This is a genomic window from Rhodococcus sp. NPDC060176 (assembly GCF_042728675.1).
GTDB lineage: Bacteria > Actinomycetota > Actinomycetes > Mycobacteriales > Mycobacteriaceae > Rhodococcus_F.
This window is the reverse complement of record NZ_JBHWYS010000002.1, coordinates 1,347,460-1,365,364: the sequence shown is the minus strand read 5'-3', so window position 1 is coordinate 1,365,364 and position 17,905 is coordinate 1,347,460. Positions and strand designations below refer to the sequence as shown.

The 17,905-nt window shown below is 62.2% G+C and carries 31 protein-coding genes; all 31 read left to right on the top strand.

The genetic code is table 11. The annotated features are described in order from the left end of the window. Positions 1-7 precede the first annotated feature (7 nt). The 31 genes from rplC to truA all read left to right on the top strand — a co-directional run bounded on the left by rplC (position 8) and on the right by truA (position 17,875). Complete coding sequence (gene rplC / locus ACFWEM_RS14830) at positions 8-664, top strand: 50S ribosomal protein L3 (protein ID WP_003940826.1); 657 nt, start codon at positions 8-10, stop codon at positions 662-664. Further along, positions 661-1,335, top strand: coding sequence for a 50S ribosomal protein L4 (rplD, locus tag ACFWEM_RS14825; RefSeq protein WP_003940723.1), 675 nt, complete (start codon positions 661-663; stop codon positions 1,333-1,335). The genes rplC and rplD overlap by 4 nt, the downstream gene beginning before the upstream one ends. Next, complete coding sequence (rplW, locus tag ACFWEM_RS14820; RefSeq protein ID WP_003940990.1) at positions 1,332-1,637, top strand: 50S ribosomal protein L23; 306 nt, start codon at positions 1,332-1,334, stop codon at positions 1,635-1,637. Before rplD ends, rplW begins: the two co-directional genes overlap by 4 nt. 39 nt (positions 1,638-1,676) lie before the next feature. Then, entirely contained in the window at positions 1,677-2,513 is an 837-nt protein-coding gene (gene rplB, locus ACFWEM_RS14815; RefSeq protein ID WP_033231378.1) for a 50S ribosomal protein L2, read from the top strand. Positions 2,514-2,526: 13 nt separating this feature from the next. Further along, the gene (gene rpsS, locus ACFWEM_RS14810) at positions 2,527-2,808 is read left to right on the top strand and encodes a 30S ribosomal protein S19 (protein WP_003940820.1); all 282 of its coding nucleotides are present in this window, start codon (positions 2,527-2,529) and stop codon (positions 2,806-2,808) included. Then, positions 2,805-3,209: a 50S ribosomal protein L22 gene (gene rplV / locus ACFWEM_RS14805; RefSeq protein WP_003940717.1), complete on the top strand. Its 405-nt coding sequence runs from the start codon at positions 2,805-2,807 to the stop codon at positions 3,207-3,209. The genes rpsS and rplV overlap by 4 nt, the downstream gene beginning before the upstream one ends. Beyond that, positions 3,209-4,015, top strand: a complete 807-nt coding sequence (gene rpsC / locus ACFWEM_RS14800) for a 30S ribosomal protein S3 (RefSeq protein ID WP_003941003.1) — start codon at positions 3,209-3,211, stop codon at positions 4,013-4,015. Before rplV ends, rpsC begins: the two co-directional genes overlap by 1 nt. Positions 4,016-4,018: 3 nt before the next feature. Then, positions 4,019-4,435 carry a 50S ribosomal protein L16 gene (gene rplP / locus ACFWEM_RS14795; RefSeq protein WP_003940899.1) on the top strand — a complete coding sequence of 139 codons (417 nt, stop codon included), beginning with the start codon at positions 4,019-4,021 and terminating at the stop codon, positions 4,433-4,435. Next, the gene (gene rpmC / locus ACFWEM_RS14790; RefSeq protein WP_003940734.1) at positions 4,435-4,671 is read left to right on the top strand and encodes a 50S ribosomal protein L29; all 237 of its coding nucleotides are present in this window, start codon (positions 4,435-4,437) and stop codon (positions 4,669-4,671) included. The genes rplP and rpmC overlap by 1 nt, the downstream gene beginning before the upstream one ends. Continuing rightward, positions 4,668-4,949 (top strand): 30S ribosomal protein S17, encoded by a 282-nt coding sequence (gene rpsQ, locus ACFWEM_RS14785; RefSeq protein ID WP_003941020.1) that lies wholly within the window; start codon positions 4,668-4,670, stop codon positions 4,947-4,949. Before rpmC ends, rpsQ begins: the two co-directional genes overlap by 4 nt. Before the next feature lie 346 nt (positions 4,950-5,295). Then, positions 5,296-5,664: a 50S ribosomal protein L14 gene (gene rplN, locus ACFWEM_RS14780; RefSeq protein ID WP_003940951.1), complete on the top strand. Its 369-nt coding sequence runs from the start codon at positions 5,296-5,298 to the stop codon at positions 5,662-5,664. Next, positions 5,664-5,981, top strand: a complete 318-nt coding sequence (gene rplX / locus ACFWEM_RS14775; RefSeq protein ID WP_003941019.1) for a 50S ribosomal protein L24 — start codon at positions 5,664-5,666, stop codon at positions 5,979-5,981. The genes rplN and rplX overlap by 1 nt, the downstream gene beginning before the upstream one ends. Before the next feature lies 1 nt (position 5,982). Next, positions 5,983-6,549, top strand: coding sequence for a 50S ribosomal protein L5 (rplE, locus tag ACFWEM_RS14770; protein WP_003940924.1), 567 nt, complete (start codon positions 5,983-5,985; stop codon positions 6,547-6,549). A gap of 4 nt (positions 6,550-6,553) precedes the next feature. Continuing rightward, a complete protein-coding gene (locus tag ACFWEM_RS14765; protein WP_003940698.1) occupies positions 6,554-6,739 on the top strand; it encodes a type Z 30S ribosomal protein S14 in 186 nt (61 codons plus the stop codon). Positions 6,740-7,203: 464 nt separating this feature from the next. Beyond that, entirely contained in the window at positions 7,204-7,602 is a 399-nt protein-coding gene (gene rpsH / locus ACFWEM_RS14760; protein WP_003940873.1) for a 30S ribosomal protein S8, read from the top strand. Between the two features lie 14 nt (positions 7,603-7,616). Beyond that, complete coding sequence (gene rplF / locus ACFWEM_RS14755; protein ID WP_003940970.1) at positions 7,617-8,156, top strand: 50S ribosomal protein L6; 540 nt, start codon at positions 7,617-7,619, stop codon at positions 8,154-8,156. A gap of 1 nt (position 8,157) precedes the next feature. Next, positions 8,158-8,565, top strand: coding sequence for a 50S ribosomal protein L18 (gene rplR, locus ACFWEM_RS14750; protein ID WP_003940996.1), 408 nt, complete (start codon positions 8,158-8,160; stop codon positions 8,563-8,565). 31 nt (positions 8,566-8,596) lie between these two features. After that, positions 8,597-9,268, top strand: a complete 672-nt coding sequence (gene rpsE, locus ACFWEM_RS14745) for a 30S ribosomal protein S5 (protein ID WP_003940718.1) — start codon at positions 8,597-8,599, stop codon at positions 9,266-9,268. Further along, a complete protein-coding gene (gene rpmD / locus ACFWEM_RS14740; RefSeq protein WP_003940751.1) occupies positions 9,268-9,447 on the top strand; it encodes a 50S ribosomal protein L30 in 180 nt (59 codons plus the stop codon). The genes rpsE and rpmD overlap by 1 nt, the downstream gene beginning before the upstream one ends. A 2-nt stretch (positions 9,448-9,449) precedes the next feature. Next, the gene (gene rplO, locus ACFWEM_RS14735) at positions 9,450-9,893 is read left to right on the top strand and encodes a 50S ribosomal protein L15 (RefSeq protein ID WP_138869531.1); all 444 of its coding nucleotides are present in this window, start codon (positions 9,450-9,452) and stop codon (positions 9,891-9,893) included. Positions 9,894-10,150: 257 nt separating this feature from the next. Next, a complete protein-coding gene (secY, locus tag ACFWEM_RS14730) occupies positions 10,151-11,470 on the top strand; it encodes a preprotein translocase subunit SecY (protein ID WP_020906895.1) in 1,320 nt (439 codons plus the stop codon). Further along, the gene (locus ACFWEM_RS14725; RefSeq protein WP_003940868.1) at positions 11,467-12,012 is read left to right on the top strand and encodes an adenylate kinase; all 546 of its coding nucleotides are present in this window, start codon (positions 11,467-11,469) and stop codon (positions 12,010-12,012) included. The genes secY and ACFWEM_RS14725 overlap by 4 nt, the downstream gene beginning before the upstream one ends. Beyond that, the gene (map, locus tag ACFWEM_RS14720; protein WP_378534467.1) at positions 12,012-12,809 is read left to right on the top strand and encodes a type I methionyl aminopeptidase; all 798 of its coding nucleotides are present in this window, start codon (positions 12,012-12,014) and stop codon (positions 12,807-12,809) included. Before ACFWEM_RS14725 ends, map begins: the two co-directional genes overlap by 1 nt. 314 nt (positions 12,810-13,123) lie before the next feature. Then, positions 13,124-13,345 carry a translation initiation factor IF-1 gene (gene infA, locus ACFWEM_RS14715; protein WP_003418601.1) on the top strand — a complete coding sequence of 74 codons (222 nt, stop codon included), beginning with the start codon at positions 13,124-13,126 and terminating at the stop codon, positions 13,343-13,345. 90 nt (positions 13,346-13,435) lie between these two features. Further along, a complete protein-coding gene (gene rpmJ, locus ACFWEM_RS14710) occupies positions 13,436-13,549 on the top strand; it encodes a 50S ribosomal protein L36 (protein WP_003938068.1) in 114 nt (37 codons plus the stop codon). 250 nt (positions 13,550-13,799) lie between these two features. Next, complete coding sequence (rpsM, locus tag ACFWEM_RS14705; RefSeq protein ID WP_003940834.1) at positions 13,800-14,174, top strand: 30S ribosomal protein S13; 375 nt, start codon at positions 13,800-13,802, stop codon at positions 14,172-14,174. Then, the gene (gene rpsK / locus ACFWEM_RS14700) at positions 14,174-14,587 is read left to right on the top strand and encodes a 30S ribosomal protein S11 (protein ID WP_003940683.1); all 414 of its coding nucleotides are present in this window, start codon (positions 14,174-14,176) and stop codon (positions 14,585-14,587) included. The genes rpsM and rpsK overlap by 1 nt, the downstream gene beginning before the upstream one ends. 22 nt (positions 14,588-14,609) lie before the next feature. Then, positions 14,610-15,215: a 30S ribosomal protein S4 gene (gene rpsD, locus ACFWEM_RS14695; protein ID WP_003940769.1), complete on the top strand. Its 606-nt coding sequence runs from the start codon at positions 14,610-14,612 to the stop codon at positions 15,213-15,215. Between the two features lie 120 nt (positions 15,216-15,335). Further along, positions 15,336-16,397: a DNA-directed RNA polymerase subunit alpha gene (locus ACFWEM_RS14690; RefSeq protein ID WP_003941016.1), complete on the top strand. Its 1,062-nt coding sequence runs from the start codon at positions 15,336-15,338 to the stop codon at positions 16,395-16,397. Between the two features lie 29 nt (positions 16,398-16,426). After that, positions 16,427-16,984 (top strand): 50S ribosomal protein L17, encoded by a 558-nt coding sequence (rplQ, locus tag ACFWEM_RS14685; RefSeq protein ID WP_020906897.1) that lies wholly within the window; start codon positions 16,427-16,429, stop codon positions 16,982-16,984. 6 nt (positions 16,985-16,990) lie between these two features. Beyond that, positions 16,991-17,875: a tRNA pseudouridine(38-40) synthase TruA gene (gene truA, locus ACFWEM_RS14680; RefSeq protein WP_378534465.1), complete on the top strand. Its 885-nt coding sequence runs from the start codon at positions 16,991-16,993 to the stop codon at positions 17,873-17,875. The last annotated feature ends 30 nt before the right edge of the window (positions 17,876-17,905 follow it).

Sequence of the window (17,905 nt, the reverse complement as noted above, 5' to 3'; positions counted from 1 at the left end):
AAAAACAATGACTGATACCAAGATCAAGGGAATCCTGGGCACCAAGCTCGGCATGACCCAGGTCTTCGACGAGAACAACCGGGTTGTCCCGGTCACCGTCGTGAAGGCTGGGCCGAACGTCGTAACCCAGATCCGTACCGAAGAGCGTGACGGCTACAGCGCCGTTCAGCTCGCGTTCGGCGCCATCGACCCGCGCAAGGTGAACAAGCCGACTTCCGGCCAGTTCACCAAGGCCGGTGTGACCCCGCGTCGCCACGTAGTGGAGCTCCGCGTTGCGGACACCTCCGACTACGAGGTCGGCCAGGAGCTCACCGCCGAGGTCTTCGAGGACGGCGCATACGTCGACGTCACCGGAACCAGCAAGGGCAAGGGCTTCGCCGGAACCATGAAGCGTCACGGCTTCAAGGGACAGGGCGCGTCGCACGGTACCCAGGCTGTTCACCGCCGCCCGGGCTCCATCGGTGGCTGTGCAACTCCCGGCCGCGTGTTCAAGGGCATGCGCATGTCCGGACGCATGGGTAGCGACCGCATCACGACGCAGAACCTCTCGGTCCACAAGGTGGATGCCGAGAACGGCCTGCTGCTGATCAAGGGTGCGATCCCCGGCCGCAAGGGCGGCCTCGTGATCGTCAAGAGTGCAGTGAAGGGTGGTGCACGGGCATGACCAGCACCGAGACCAAGTTGACCCTGGACGTCAAGGTCGCCGGCGGCAAGACCAACGGCACCGTCGATCTCCCCGCTGAGATCTTCGACGCTCCGGCCAACATCGCGCTTCTCCATCAGGTTGTCGTCGCGCAGCTCGCAGCTGCTCGTCAGGGAACCCACTCCACCAAGACCCGCGGCGACGTCCGCGGCGGTGGAAAGAAGCCGTACCGCCAGAAGGGCACCGGCCGCGCACGCCAGGGCTCGACTCGCGCACCGCAGTTCGTCGGCGGCGGAACCGTTCACGGCCCGCAGCCGCGTGACTACAGCCAGCGCACCCCCAAGAAGATGAAGGCAGCCGCTCTGCGCGGAGCCCTCTCTGACCGCGCACGCAACGAGCGCATCCACGTCATCACCGAGCTGGTTGCAGGGCAGACGCCTTCGACCAAGGGCGCTATCGCGTTCCTCGGCGAGATCTCGGATCGCAAGAAGCTGCTGCTCGTCGTGGGTCGCCAGGATGTAGCCGCTTGGAAGAGCGTGCAGAACCTGGAAGGCGTGCATCCCATTGCACCCGACCAGCTCAACACCTACGACGTGCTCAATGCAGACGATGTCGTGTTCAGCGTCGAGGCACTCAACGCGTTCATCCACGGGCCCGCAGAGAGCGCTCAGAACAAGGAGGACGCCAAGTGAGCACCATCGCTGACCCCCGCGACATCCTGCTCGCTCCGGTCATCTCCGAGAAGTCCTACGGACTGATCGAGGAAGGCACCTACACCTTCCTGGTGCACCCGGACTCGAACAAGACGCAGATCAAGATTGCCGTCGAGAAGGTCTTCGGCGTCAAGGTGACCAGCGTCAACACCGCCAACCGTCAGGGCAAGCGTAAGCGGACCCGATTCGGTTACGGCAAGCGCAAGGACACCAAGCGCGCGCTCGTGACCCTGTCCGCTGACAGCAAGCCCATCGAGATCTTCGGAGGACCGGTCGCGTAAGCGCCGGGACTTGACGAGACATAGAGGACGAGAAGACTCATGGCAATCCGTAAGTACAAGCCGACAACACCGGGCCGTCGTGGCTCGAGCGTCTCGGACTTCGCCGAGATCACTCGGTCGACCCCCGAGAAGTCGCTGGTTCGCCCGCTGCACGGTCGCGGTGGACGTAACGCACACGGTCGTATCACCACCCGTCACAAGGGCGGCGGACACAAGCGTGCATACCGACTGATCGATTTCCGTCGCAACGACAAGGACGGCATCCCGGCAAAGGTCGCTCACATCGAGTACGACCCCAACCGCACAGCAAACATCGCACTCCTGCATTACGCAGACGGTGAGAAGCGCTACATCATCGCCCCCAAGGGCCTGGTGCAGGGTTCACCGATCGAGTCCGGTGCAGGCGCCGACATCAAGCCGGGCAACAACCTGCCGCTGCGCAACATCCCGACTGGTACCACCATCCACGGTGTGGAACTGCGTCCCGGCGGCGGAGCCAAGATGGCTCGTTCCGCAGGCGCCAGCATCCAACTCCTCGGTAAGGAAGGCAGCTACGCCACGCTGCGTATGCCTTCCGGTGAAATCCGTCGCGTCGACGTGCGCTGCCGCGCATCCGTCGGCGAGGTCGGCAACGCCGAGCAGTCGAACATCAACTGGGGCAAGGCCGGCCGTATGCGTTGGAAGGGCAAGCGCCCGACCGTTCGTGGTGTCGTGATGAACCCGGTCGACCACCCGCACGGTGGCGGCGAGGGCAAGACCTCAGGTGGACGCCACCCGGTCAGCCCGTGGGGTAAGCCGGAAGGCCGTACCCGCAAGAACAAGGCAAGCGACAAGATGATCGTCCGTCGCCGCCGCACCGGCAAGAACAAGCGCTAGGAGGGAGTGAAGGATGCCACGCAGCCTTAAGAAGGGCCCGTTCGTCGATGACCACCTCCTCGCGAAGGTGGATGTACAGAACGAAAAGGGAACCAAGCAGGTCATCAAGACCTGGTCCCGTCGTTCGACAATCATCCCGGACTTCATCGGCCACACGTTTGCAGTTCACGACGGCCGCAAGCACGTCCCCGTGTTCGTTTCCGACTCCATGGTCGGACACAAGCTCGGAGAGTTTGCACCGACCCGCACGTTCAAGGGTCACATCAAGGATGATCGGAAGGCGAAGAGGCGATGAGCAACACCGAAACCGCCAACCCGACTGCCAAGGCCGTAGCGAAGCACGTTCGCGTTACGCCGATGAAGGCACGTCGAGTTGTGGACCTGGTCCGCGGGCGCTCGGTTGAAGACGCCCTGAACATCCTGAAGTTCGCGCCGCAGGCAGCGAGCGAGCCGGTCGCCAAGGTGATCGCCTCCGCAGCAGCCAACGCCGAGAACAACCTCGACCTCGACCCCAGCACGCTTGTCGTTGCTACGGCGTTCGTGGACGAGGGCGCGACCCTCAAGCGGTTCCAGCCGCGTGCACAGGGACGTGCGTTCCGTATTCGCAAGCGCACCAGTCACATCACCGTGATCGTGGAGAGCCTGCCGAAGACCGGAACATCGACCCGTAATCGCCGGAAGGGAAGTGCTCAGTAGTGGGCCAGAAAATCAACCCGCACGGCTTCCGTCTCGGCATCACCACCGACTGGAAGTCTCGCTGGTACGCAGACAAGCAGTACGCGGAATACGTCAAGGAAGACGTCGCGATCCGTAAGCTCCTCGCCACCGGCATGGAGCGCGCAGGAATCGCGAAGGTCGAAATCGAGCGCACCCGTGACCGTGTTCGCGTGGACATCCACACTGCACGTCCGGGCATCGTCATCGGCCGCCGCGGCGCCGAAGCCGATCGCATCCGCTCCGAGCTCGAGAAGCTGACCGGCAAGCAGGTTCAGCTGAACATCCTCGAGGTCAAGAACGCAGAAGCTGAAGCACAGCTCGTCGCACAGGGTGTGGCCGAGCAGCTCTCGAACCGCGTTGCCTTCCGTCGTGCAATGCGCAAGGCCATCCAGTCGGCCATGCGTCAGCCCAACGTCAAGGGAATCCGCGTTCAGTGCTCCGGTCGTCTCGGCGGCGCCGAGATGTCCCGTTCGGAGTTCTACCGCGAAGGCCGTGTGCCGCTGCACACGCTTCGTGCGGACATCGACTACGGCCTCTACGAGGCCAAGACCACCTTCGGTCGCATCGGCGTCAAGGTCTGGATCTACAAGGGCGACATCGTCGGTGGCAAGCGCGAGCTCGCCGCCAACACGGCCGCACCGGCCGGGGATCGCCCGCGTCGTGAGCGTCCGAGCCGTCCGCGTCGTTCCGGTGCCACCGGTACCACTGCGACCAGCACCGAGGCCGGCCGCGCAGCGACCGCAACCGCCGATGCTCCCGCAACTGAACAGAATCAGGAGGGCTGACGCATGTTGATCCCACGGCGGGTCAAGCACCGCAAGCAGCACCACCCGAGCCGTTCGGGTGCCGCCAAGGGCGGTACCCAGGTGACCTTCGGTGACTACGGCATCCAGGCTCTCGAGCCTGCCTACATCACCAACCGGCAGATCGAGTCCGCTCGTATCGCCATGACTCGGCACATCAAGCGTGGCGGCAAGATCTGGATCAACATCTTCCCGGATCGCCCCCTCACGAAGAAGCCGGCCGAAACCCGAATGGGTTCCGGTAAGGGTTCGCCCGAGTGGTGGATTGCCAACGTCAAGCCCGGACGCGTTCTGTTCGAGATGACATACCCCAACGAGGAGATTGCTCGTGAGGCCCTGCGCCGCGCGATGCACAAGCTCCCGTGCAAGTGCCGGATCGTGACCAGAGAGGAGCAGTTCTGATGGCTACTGGAACCCCAGCAGCAGAGCTCCGCGAGCTCAGTGAAGACGAGCTGGTCACCCGGCTCCGTGAGTCGAAGGAAGAGCTTTTCAACCTTCGTTTCCAGATGGCTACCGGCCAGATGGACAACAACCGACGACTGCGCACCGTTCGTCACGAGATCGCGCGCATCTACACCGTCCTGCGTGAGCGTGAGCTCGGACTCGCTGTGGGTCCGGATGCAGGTGACGCGGCATGAGTGAGGAAAAAGCAGTGAGCACAGAAGAGCGCGCGAGCCGTAAGGTCCGTGTCGGATACGTCGTGTCCGACAAGATGGAAAAGACGATCGTGGTCGAGCTCGAAGACCGCGTCAAGCACAAGCTCTACGGCAAGATCATCCGCCGTACGACCAAGGTGAAGGCGCACGACGAGAACGGCGTTGCCGGCGTCGGCGACCGCGTTCAGCTGATGGAAACCCGTCCGCTGTCCGCGACGAAGCACTGGCGTCTGGTCGAGGTCCTCGAAAAGGCCAAGTAAGCCTGATCGAATCCTCGAGCTGATCGAGTATCACCGAATGGCCCGCTTCCCCTTGGGGGAGTGGGCCATTCGGCGTTTCAGGCTTTCCGAGATTGTTCCGGGTGAGGGGTTCGAGTTGCGTCGAGCAGTGCTGATTTGGTAATCGGCGAACCCTTCCCTACAATAGAACGGTTGCCTGTGGCAGAGGTGTGTCTTCACGTGCGCAGCTCGAACGGTGCTTGCAGTGATCGTCTCCCGGCGTCAGTCGGTGGGACTGCAGCTCAGACACGACGCAGGTGGCAACAATGACCGCGCGCACCGGGTCGGTAATCCGTTGCGCACGAAATTCCAGGTCTAGGGAGATCAAGTGATTCAGCAGGAGTCGCGAGTTCGCGTCGCTGATAACACGGGTGCCAAGGAAATCCTTTGCATCCGCGTTCTCGGCGGTTCGTCACGTCGCTACGCCGGGATCGGTGACGTCATCGTCGCCACCGTCAAGGACGCAATCCCCGGTGGAAACATCAAGAAGGGTGAGGTCGTCAAGGCCGTCATCGTTCGTACGACCAAGGAGCGCCGTCGTCCGGACGGTTCCTACATCAAGTTCGACGAGAACGCTGCAGTGCTCATCAAGGCTGACAGTGATCCCCGTGGAACCCGCATCTTCGGACCCGTCGGCCGTGAGCTGCGCGAGAAGAAGTTCATGAAGATCGTTTCGCTTGCCCCGGAGGTGCTGTGATGAAGGTGCACAAGGGTGACACCGTTCTGGTCATCGCCGGCAAGGACAAGGGCGCGAAGGGCAAGGTCATTCAGGCCTACCCCGCGACCGACAAGGTCCTCGTCGAAGGCGTGAACCGAATCAAGAAGCACACCGCGGTTTCCGCGAACGAGCGCGGAGCATCCTCCGGCGGCATCGTCACGCAGGAAGCCCCGATCCACGTTTCCAACGTTGCAGTCGTCGACTCGGACGGAAACCCCACTCGCGTGGGCTACCGCACCGACGAAGAGTCCGGCAAGCGCGTTCGGATTTCCCGGAAGAACGGGAAGGACATCTGACATGACCTCCACCGAAAACAAGGTCCAGCCGCGCCTCAAGGCACGCTACCGCGCTGAGATCAAGGACGCGCTCAACAGCGAGTTCGACTACTCGAACGTCATGCAGATCCCCGGCGTCGTCAAGGTTGTCGTCAACATGGGCGTCGGCGACGCTGCCCGTGACGCCAAGCTGATCAACGGCGCTGTCCATGACCTGTCGCTGATCACGGGCCAGAAGCCCGAGATCCGCAAGGCACGTAAGTCCATCGCGCAGTTCAAGCTCCGCGAAGGTATGCCCATCGGCGCACGCGTCACCCTCCGTGGCGACCGCATGTGGGAGTTCCTGGACCGCCTCGTGTCTGTCGCTCTGCCCCGTATCCGCGACTTCCGCGGTCTCTCGGGCAACCAGTTCGACGGCAACGGCAACTACACGTTCGGCCTCAACGAGCAGTCGATGTTCCACGAGATCGACGTGGACAAGATCGATCGCCCCCGCGGTATGGACATCACCGTCGTGACCACCGCAACCAACAACGAAGAAGGCCGTGCACTGCTCAAGCACCTCGGCTTCCCGTTCAAGGAGAACTGAGCGCATGGCTAAGAAGGCATTGGTCAACAAGGCCAACAAGAAGCCCAAGTTCGCGGTTCGCGCCTACACCCGCTGCCAGCGGTGCGGTCGCCCGCACTCGGTGTTCCGCAAGTTCGGCTTGTGCCGTATCTGCGTTCGCGAGATGGCTCACGCCGGCGAGCTTCCCGGAGTTCGCAAGAGCTCTTGGTGATCTGAGGCCCTCGGGCTTCGTCACACCACGCATCTGAATGGGCGTGGGTTCCTTTGGAGCCCACGCCCATTCGGCGTTTCAACCGAGATGTGCGCTGAATGTGCATCGTGCTGATCCTGAAAAGAACTGTCCCGCTGCAACTCTGGGTCGAAACGGTCCGTCGGCCGTCGACGTCGATCTTCGGACGTGAACGAGCAGTTCAGATTTCGGGACGCCTCGATACCTGGCCCGGCAGTGTCTTCCGGGCGATGGTGAGGTAGGCGACGTGGCATCTCGGTGGACACCTGCGCCAAAGTTCCCTACACTAGAGCGGTTGCCGTGGCTGACGCATGCGTTCAGCTCGGTGCGGTAACTTACGCCGTCTGACACAAGTCGGACGGCCCAGCCGAATTGCTGGAGGCCCACGATCGGATTCGTCCGGTGTTGCATGGGAACCACAGCGAGAAAGGTGTCGAGGTCGACCTATGACCATGACTGACCCCATCGCAGACTTCTTGACGCGTCTGCGCAACGCCAACACGGCGTACCACGATGAGGTGAAGCTTCCCCACTCGAAGATCAAGGCGAACATCGCCGAGATCCTCAAGCGTGAGGGCTACATCTCCGATTTCCGTACCGAAGACGCTGAGGTCGGCAAGACCCTCATCGTCGACCTGAAGTACGGACCCAGCCGCGAGCGTAGCCTCGCCGGCGTGCGTCGCGTTTCCAAGCCCGGACTCCGGGTTTACGCGAAGTCCACCAACCTGCCCAAGGTCCTCGGAGGCCTCGGCGTGGCCATCATCTCCACGTCGTCCGGTCTGCTCACCGATCGCCAGGCGGCCAATCAAGGAGTAGGCGGGGAAGTCCTCGCCTACGTCTGGTAAGGGAGGCCACCACAATGTCGCGTATTGGAAAGATTCCGGTCACCGTCCCCGCGGGCGTTGACGTCACGATCAGCGGCCAGGATGTCACCGTCAAGGGTCCCAAGGGCACCCTCGCGTTGACCATCTCCGAGCCCATCGCAATCGAAAAGGCAGAGGACGGCTCGCTGAGCGTCACCCGCCCCGACGACGAGCGTCGTAGCCGCGCGCTGCACGGTCTGTCGCGGACCCTCGTTGCGAACATCATCACCGGTGTTACCGAGGGTTACACGAAGAAGATGGAGATCCACGGTGTTGGTTACCGTGTGGCACTGAAGGGCAAGGACCTCGAGTTCGCGCTCGGCTTCAGCCACCCGGTGCCGATCGAGGCTCCCGAAGGCATCACCTTCGTCGTCGAGTCGCCCACCCGGTTCTCGGTGTCCGGCATCGACAAGCAGAAGGTCGGGCAGATCTCGGCCAACATCCGTCGTCTCCGTCGTCCGGACCCGTACAAGGGTAAGGGCGTGCGTTACGAGGGTGAGCAGATCCGCCGCAAGGTCGGAAAGACGGGTAAGTGATATGAGCCAGACTGCAAACCAGAAAGCCAAGCGGATTCCGCTGGGCAAGGATGCGTCCACCAAGCGTCGTCTCTCGAAGACGCGTCGTCACTTCCGTCTCCGCAAGAAGGTCTCCGGCACGCCCGAGCGTCCCCGCTTGGTCGTCAACCGGTCCTCGCGCCACATCCACGTCCAGCTCGTGGACGACCTGGCAGGCCACACCCTGGCCTCCGCGTCGACCATCGAAGCCGACGTGCGCGTGGCAGAGGGCGACAAGAAGGCTGCGAGCGCGAAGGTCGGTCAGCTGATCGCCGAGCGCGCCAAGGCTGCCGGCGTGGAAGCAGTTGTCTTCGACCACGGCGGACACGGCTACCACGGTCGCATCGCGGCCCTGGCAGACGCGGCTCGCGAAGGCGGGTTGAAGTTCTGATGACCAACATTTTCAACGGAAGGACAGCCTGATGCCGGGACGTCAAAGGCGTGACGGCGGAAGCGGACCCGCCGGACAGAATGGCCCCAACAGCGGTGACAACAGCAACGCTCGTGGGGACAACCGTGGTGGCGGCCGTGACCGTCGCGACGGTGGCCGTGGCGGAAACGCTGCGGAGAAGTCACAGTTCATCGAGCGCGTTGTCACGATCAACCGCGTTTCCAAGGTCGTCAAGGGTGGTCGTCGCTTCAGCTTCACCGCTCTGGTGATCGTGGGAGACGGCAACGGACTGGTCGGCGTCGGCTACGGAAAGGCCAAGGAAGTTCCCGCGGCCATCCAGAAGGGTGTCGAGGAGGCTCGCAAGAGCTTCTTCCGCGTCCCGATGATCGCCAACACCATCACTCACCCCGTTCAGGGTGAGGCTGCTGCCGGCATCGTCATGCTTCGCCCGGCAAGCCCCGGTACCGGTGTTATCGCCGGTGGCGCTGTGCGCGCCGTGCTGGAGTGCGCTGGAATCGCGGACATCCTGTCGAAGTCGCTCGGTAGCGACAACGCCATCAACGTCGTGCATGCGACCGTTGCTGCGCTCAAGGGTCTGCAGCGTCCCGAGGAAGTTGCGGCTCGCCGCGGCCTCACCCTCGAAGAGGTTGCACCCGCCGGCATGCTTCGCGCTCGCGCACAGGCTGCTGGGAGTGTGAAGTAATGGCAGATCTCAAGGTCACTCAGATCAAGAGCATCATCGGGACCAAGCAGAACCAGAAGGATTCTCTGCGCACGCTCGGTCTCAAGGGCATCCGTCAGACCGTTGTTCGTGAGGACAACGCACAGAACCGCGGTCTGATCAACGTGGTGCGCCACCTCGTAACAGTTGAGGAGGTCTAACCATGACCATCAAACTGCACCACCTGCGCCCCGCTCCCGGATCCAAGTCCAACAAGATTCGTGTTGGACGCGGTGAGGGCGGCAAGCGTGGTAAGACCGCAGGTCGCGGTACCAAGGGCACCAAGGCACGTAACACCGTGCGCGTGGGCTTCGAGGGTGGACAGATGCCGCTTCACATGCGTCTGCCCAAGCTCAAGGGCTTCAAGAACCCCTTCCGCACCGAGTACCAGGTCGTCAATGTCGGCGACATCGCCCGTCTGTTCCCCGAAGGTGGAGCAATCACGGTCGAGGATCTCGTTGCCAAGGGCGCAGTCCGCAAGAACCAGCTCGTCAAGGTTCTGGGCGACGGCGAACTGACTGTTGCCGTTCAGGTGACCGTCGACAAGTTCACCGGTTCCGCCAAGGAAAAGATTGCTGCAGCCGGTGGTTCCGCTACCGAGCTGTGAGTGATCACGCTTAGCTAGTCCGATGGCCGCAGCGCAGCGTTTGCTGCGTTGCGGCCATCGGCGTCTACGAGGTCGTGTCACGGATTGGTCGTGCTTGCTCGGACGGGTCAGTATTCTGGTCACCGAGTGGCAAATGTATCTTCGGCTTACCCGGTTTTCGTGGTCTGCCCGCTTAGTTCCCAAATGCTCACTGTTAGAGTTCAAAAGTTCGACAGGTCAAAACGATCTGTCTCCCTACCGTCGTGCCAGGAGGATCTTTGCTTTCCGCCTTCGTCTCGGCCCTCAGGACCCCAGACCTGAGGCGGAAGATCCTCTTCACCCTCGGCTTGGTGGCTCTGTATCGGGTCGGCGCTCTCATTCCGTCCCCAGGTGTCGACTACGGCCGCGTGCGTCAGTGCATCGATATCGCCAACTCGGGTGACTCGGCAGGTATCTACTCGCTGATCAACCTGTTCTCCGGCGGTGCTCTGCTTCAGATGTCGATCTTTGCGATCGGCATCATGCCGTACATCACGGCAAGCATCATCGTGCAGCTGCTGACCGTGGTGATCCCGAAGTTCGAGGAACTTCGAAAAGAAGGCCAGTCCGGTCAGGCCAAGATGACGCAGTACACGCGTTACCTGTCCATCGCTCTGGCCATCCTGCAGTCGACTGGCATCGTCGCCCTTGCGGCGCGTGGACAGTTGCTCCAGGGCTGTGACGACATCATCGCCGACAAGTCGATCTTCGGTCTTGCCATCATCGTGCTGGTCATGACTGCCGGTGCTGCCATGGTCATGTGGTTCGGTGAGGTCATCACCGAACGCGGCGTCGGCAACGGTATGTCGCTCCTCATCTTCGCCGGTATCGCATCGCGTATCCCGAGCGAGGGCAAGTCGATTCTCGACAGCCGCGGTCCACTGGTCTTCGCCTTCGTCTGCCTCGCAGCGCTGTTGATCATCGCCGGTGTCGTCTTCGTCGAGCAGGGTCAGCGCCGCATCCCGGTGCAGTACGCAAAGCGGATGGTCGGACGCAAGATGTACGGCGGATCCTCGACGTACCTGCCACTGAAGGTCAACCAGGCCGGCGTCATCCCGGTGATCTTCGCGTCTTCACTGCTGTACCTCCCGAACTTGATCGCACAGTTGACTTCGGCCAGCACAGCGGTCGACCCCAGCTGGTGGCAGCGCTTGATCAACACCTACCTGGTGAACCCGGCCAACCCGGTGTACATCGCGATCTACTTCGGCCTGATCGTCTTCTTCACGTACTTCTACGTCGCCATCACCTTCAATCCCGAAGAGCGCGCCGACGAGATGAAGAAGTTCGGTGGCTTCATCCCCGGTATCCGACCCGGTCAACCGACCGCGGACTACCTCAACTACGTGCTGAGTCGCATCACCCTTCCGGGTGCGATTTACCTCGGCACCATTGCTGTTCTGCCCAACCTGTTCCTCGATATCGGGAATGGTGGCGGCGCGCAGAACCTGCCGTTCGGTGGCACCGCGGTGCTGATCATGGTCAGCGTCGGTCTGGACACCGTGAAGCAGATCGAGAGTCAGCTAATGCAGCGTAACTATGAAGGGTTCCTCAAGTGAGACTTGTCCTCCTTGGTCCTCCCGGTGCCGGCAAGGGCACCCAGGCCGCTATCTTGTCCGAGAAGTTCGGCGTTCCCCACATTTCGACGGGTGATCTCTTCCGCGCGAACATCGGTCAGGCCACCGCTCTCGGTGTAGAAGCAAAGAAGTACATCGACGCCGGTGAACTCGTACCGAGTTCGATCACCAACGACATGGTGAAGGCTCGCGTCGCAGAACCGGACGCAGCAAACGGATTCCTTCTCGACGGATTCCCGCGCTCGGTCGAACAGGCTCAGGCACTCGAGGGAATCCTGAAGGACCTCGACACCAAGCTCGACGGTGTTCTCTCCTTCGTCGTCGACGAGGACATCGTGGTCGAGCGCATGCTCGCCCGCGGTCGTGCAGACGACACCGAGGACGTCATCCGCAACCGCCTCCGGGTCTACCGCGACGAGACGTCACCGCTGTTCGACTACTACAAGGACAGCATCGTCTCCGTCGACGCGATCGGCGAGGTCGAAGAGGTCAACGCACGCGCACTGGCAGCGTTGGGTAAGTAATGGTCTTCGGGCGTAAGCGCAAGGTTGTTCCGTTCCGCTCCGCGGGCGAACTCGACGCGATGGCTGCTGCCGGCGCGATCGTGGGTTCGGCGTTGGTGGCGGTGCGCGCTGCGGCGAAGCCCGGTGTCAGCACTTTGGAACTGAACGCGGTCGCAGAATCCGTCATTCGTGACGCCGGCGCCGTGCCCTCGTTCCTCGGGTACCACGGCTTCACCGGTTCGATCTGCTCCTCGGTCAACGATCGCGTCGTTCACGGGATCCCTTCGGCTCAGGACATCCTGGCCGAAGGTGACCTCGTTTCGATCGACTGCGGTGCGATCCTCGACGGTTGGCACGGTGACTCTGCTTGGACGTTCGGTGTCGGCGAGATCAGCGTCGCCGATCAGGAACTGAGCGAGGCAACTCGGCTTTCGATGGAAGCCGGGATCGCGGCGATGATCGCAGGCAACCGTCTGACGGACGTTTCGCACGCGATCGAGGTCGGCACCAAGGCGGCCGAGAAGTTGCACGGTCGTTCCTACGGCATCGTCGACGGATACGGCGGACACGGAATCGGTCGGGAAATGCACATGGATCCGTTCCTCGCCAATGAAGGCGCCCCGGGTAAGGGTCCTGAATTGGTTGTCGGATCTTGCCTGGCGATCGAGCCGATGCTCACGCTCGGCACCACCGACACGGTGATTCTCGACGACGACTGGACTGTCGTGACCACCGACGGTTCCCGCGCAGCGCACTGGGAACACACAGTCGCTGTGACCGAAGACGGGCCGCGGGTTCTTACCCTTCGGCCGGAGTAGTCGGCACAGTCGCTGACAAGTGTTGGCAGCGAGCATGTTTCACGTTCGAAAAAGTCCCAGCCTCATGTCGAGGCTGGGACTTTTTCGACGGGGGAGCGGTGTGTGTCGTCACCCTGACCGGAGGCGCATTTGGCCTGGTCGTTTACATCGCGTAACATGGCTAGGCGGTGCGCTATGCGCGTCGATAGTTCGTGTGCCTACGCCCGGATCGCTCCGGGATCGGGCCCGCGAACTGCCGGCGATCTTTCCATTGCGTGCCAATGTAACGGAAGCCGATGCACGAAGCATGCCAAACCAAACGGATCGCGGAGGATATGGCTAAGAAAGACGGGGCCATCGAGGTCGAAGGACGAGTAGTCGAGCCGCTGCCCAATGCGATGTTCCGCATTGAGCTCGAGAATGGCCACAAGGTCCTCGCCCACATCAGCGGAAAGATGCGTCAGCACTACATTCGCATCCTCCCGGAAGATCGCGTTGTCGTAGAGCTCTCGCCCTACGATTTGTCGCGCGGACGCATCGTTTACCGCTACAAGTAACGAACTTCCCGGACCTGACCTGGGTCAGGGAGAAGTATGTCTGCTGCGGTTCATCGCGGCAGGCTGCGACAAAACAGGAGATCAGAAGACGTGAAGGTTCAGCCGAGCGTCAAGAAGATCTGCGAGAAGTGCAAAGTGATTCGCCGTAACGGTCGAGTCATGGTGATCTGCGAGAACCTGCGTCACAAGCAGCGTCAGGGCTAGATCTAGCTTTTCGAAGATCTGCTTGGCAACAAGCAAAGAAGACCTCCCAGTACCAGCCATTGTTGACGAGACCCCACGCGATCGTTCACCGATCGCCAAGGTCGGACAATGGTTCACCCCCGGCACGGAGGCCGGGGCCCCACTGAGTTAGTTGATGAGATCATCTGCGCCTTCGGGCGTCGGTACTCGGCAAGAGGCACAGGGGAAGGGCTGGGAGCAGACCTCCGCACACCGATAAGGAAATGCCACCATGGCACGTCTCTCTGGTGTTGATCTTCCTCGCGAAAAGCGCATGGAGATCGCACTGACATACATCTACGGCATCGGCCGTACCCGCTCCAAGGAAATCCTTGACGCCACCGGCGTCAGCCCGGATCTCCGGAGCAAGGACCTCTCGGACGAGGACCTTGCAAAGCTCCGCGAGTACATCGAGGAGTCGCTCAAGGTCGAGGGTGACCTTCGCCGCGAGGTTCAGGCCGACATCCGTCGCAAGATCGAGATCGGCTGCTACCAGGGCCTGCGCCACCGTCGTGGTCTGCCCGTGCGTGGTCAGCGCACCAAGACCAACGCCCGTACCCGTAAGGGTCCGAAGCGCACCATTGCCGGCAAGAAGAAGGCGAAGTAATGCCCCCGAAGTCACGTAGCACCGGTCCGAAGAAGACCCAGAAGACGCGTCGCAGGGATAAGAAGAACATCCCGCACGGCGCCGCTCACATCAAGAGCACCTTCAACAACACCATCGTGTCCATCACGGACCCCGCCGGAAATGTCATTTCCTGGGCGTCTTCGGGACACGTCGGCTTCAAGGGTTCGCGTAAGTCGACTCCCTTCGCCGCTCAGCTTGCTGCTGAGAGCGCTGCCCGCAAGGCGCAGGAGCACGGTGTCAAGAAGGTTGACGTCTTCGTCAAGGGACCGGGATCCGGTCGCGAGACCGCAATCCGTTCCCTCCAGGCTGCTGGCCTCGAGGTCGGCACCATTTCCGATGTAACCCCCCAGCCGCACAACGGCTGCCGTCCGCCCAAGCGGCGTCGGGTATAGCGGGAAGGATAGGTAGAAGAAAATGGCACGTTATACCGGACCCATCACCCGCAAGTCGCGTCGTCTGCGCGTCGACCTCGTTGGAGGCGACCAGGCATTCGAGCGTCGCCCGTACCCGCCCGGACAGCACGGCCGCGCGCGTATCAAGGAGAGCGAGTACCTGCTCCAGCTGCAGGAGAAGCAGAAGGCTCGCTTCACCTACGGCGTCATGGAGAAGCAGTTCCGCCTGTACTACAAGGAGGCGAACAACCGCCCCGGCAAGACCGGTGAGAACCTGCTTCGCATCCTCGAGTCGCGTCTCGACAACGTCGTGTACCGCGCAGGCCTCGCTCGCACGCGCCGTCAGGCACGTCAGCTGGTCACGCACGGTCACCTTCTCGTGAACAACAAGAAGGTCGACATCCCGAGCTACCGCGTCTCGCAGTACGACATCATCGATGTCAAGGAGAAGTCGCTCTCCACGCTTCCGTTCCAGGTTGCGCGTGAGACCGTCGGCGATCGCCCGGTTCCCGGGTGGCTGCAGGTTGTCGGCTCGCGTCTGCGGATCCTGGTTCACCAGCTTCCCGAGCGCGCGCAGATCGACATCGCTCTGCAGGAACAGCTCATCGTCGAGTACTACTCGAAGTAAGGTGCTCCGCACCCCGTGAGTGGTTGAGGAGTCTCCGGATTCCTCAACCACTCACGGGGCCGCAGGCCCTTTCCCATCGTGGGCGTCAAATAGTGGACGTCCGTACAGGAGGAAATACCAATGCTCATTTCTCAGCGACCCACGCTGACCGAAGAGGTCATCGCTGATAACCGCTCGAAGTTCGTCATCGAGCCCCTGGAGCCAGGTTTCGGGTACACGCTCGGCAATTCGCTGCGCCGCACGCTGCTCTCGTCGATCCCCGGCGCTGCTGTCACCAGCATCCGTATCGACGGCGTTCTCCACGAGTTCACCACCGTCCCGGGCGTGAAGGAAGATGTCACCGACATCATCCTGAACCTCAAGGGCCTCGTCGTGAACTCCGAAGAGGACGAGCCGGTCACCATGTACGTCCGCAAGCAGGGCCCCGGCGCTGTTACCGCAGGCGACATCGTGCCCCCGGCAGGCGTCACCGTGAACAACCCTGATCTGCACATCGCCACCCTGAACGACAAGGGAAAGCTGGAGATCGAGCTCGTTGTCGAGCGCGGTCGCGGCTATGTCCCCGCCGTCCAGAACAAGGCGTCCGGCGCAGAGATCGGCCGTATCCCGGTCGACTCGATCTACTCGCCGGTGCTCAAGGTCACCTACAAGGTGGAGGCCACTCGCGTCGAACAGCGCACCGACTTCGATCGGCTCGTTCTCGACGTGGAAACGAAGAACTCCATCACCGCACGGGACGCGCTCGCTTCTGCGGGCAAGACCCTGGTTGAGCTCTTCGGCCTGGCCCGTGAGCTGAACGTCGAAGCAGAAGGAATCGAGATCGGACCCTCGCCCGCCGAGGCTGATCACATCGCTTCCTTCGGACTCCCCATCGAGGATCTGGACCTCACGGTCCGCTCCTACAACTGCCTCAAGCGCGAAGGTGTTCACACCGTCGGTGAGCTTGTCGGCCGTACCGAGTCCGATCTGCTCGACATCCGCAACTTCGGACAGAAGTCCATCGACGAGGTCAAGGTCAAGCTGCATTCGCTCGGCCTGTCCCTCAAGGACAGCCCCGCATCCTTCGATCCCACCACCGTTGCCGGCTACGACGCCGCCACCGGAACGTGGAGTGACACTGATGCCGGTTCCTTCGGCGATGCCGAGGGTACCGAGGACTACGCCGAGACCGAACAGCTGTAGCAGCTCAGGTCCTTTACTAGGAGATCATCATGCCCAAGCCCAAGAAGGGTGCCCGCTTCGGCGGGTCGGCTTCCCACCAGAAGGCGATTTTCGCCAATCTGGCTACCGCGCTCTTCGAGCACGGTCGCATCACCACCACCGAGTCCAAGGCCAAGGCACTGCGCCCCTACGCCGAGAAGCTCGTCACGCACGCAAAGGCCGGCACGCTGGCTCACCGTCGTGAGGTGCTGAAGGTCATCCGTAACAAGGATGTCGTTCACACCCTGTTCGCCGAGATCGGCCCGTTCTACGCGGACCGTAACGGTGGATACACCCGCATCATCAAGACGATCCCCCGCAAGGGTGATAACGCTCCGATGGCAATCATCGAGCTCGTCAAGGAAAAGACGGTCACCTCCGAGGCTGATCGCGCTCGTCGCGTCAAGTCCTCGCAGGAAGCTCCCGCCGCAGAGAACGTCGTCGAGGCCGTAGAGGCCGACGCGACCGAGGCTGAGGTCGAGAACGCTGACGCAGTCGTCGAGGCCATCGAGGACGAGACCGCAACTGCGGCCGACGCTCCCGAGGCCGAAGAGGCCAAGAAGGACTAGTCTCCCTTGGTTTCGGCACACGCTGAATCGAACGAGCCCGCCGCCCCCACCGGGGACGGCGGGCTCGTTCGATTGCGGCTCGACATCTCCTATGACGGCACCGATTTCTCGGGTTGGGCCCGTCAGACCGACCTGCGCACCGTGTGCGGCGAGATCGAAGACAAGTTGGGAACGGTACTACGACAACCGGTTCAGCTCACTGTTGCCGGTCGAACGGACGCTGGTGTCCACGCAACCGGGCAGGTAGCGCACGTCGACGTCCCGGGCGAGTTGCTCCCGGACGACCCTTCGCGACTTGTGCGCAGGCTCGCACGATTCTTGCCCAAGGACGTTCGGGTCAAACAGATCTCGGTGGTTCCCGGTGAGTTCGACGCGCGATTCTCGGCGATGCGACGCTATTACGAGTACCGGGTGACCAACGCGGCATTCGGCGTGGAACCCCTGCGCGCACGCGATACCGTGTCGTACCCCAAACCACTCGATCTCGGCGCGATGCAGGAAGCGTCGAATCGGCTTCTCGGCCTTCACAACTTCGCGGCATTCTGCAAGCGTCGAGAAGGTGCCACGACGGTGCGAGAGCTGCAACGATTCGACTGGGCACAAGAGGGCACGGTATTCACGGCCTACGTGAATGCGGACGCATTCTGCTGGTCGATGGTTCGCAGTCTCGTCGGCGCAGCCCTCTCCGTCGGTGAGGGACGGCGCACCGCCGACTGGCTGGCAGGTTTGCTCGACGAAACTTCGCGGTCCAGTTCCATCCTCGTTGCGCCGGCGCACGGACTTTCGTTGGTCCGCGTGGACTACCCCGACTACTCGGAACTGGCTGCCAGGAACGCGATTACCCGTGAGACCCGCGAGATTCCGTCTTCGGGTGGATGCTGCGGCGACTGATCGGCTGCATACAAAATGCCCTCCCACTCC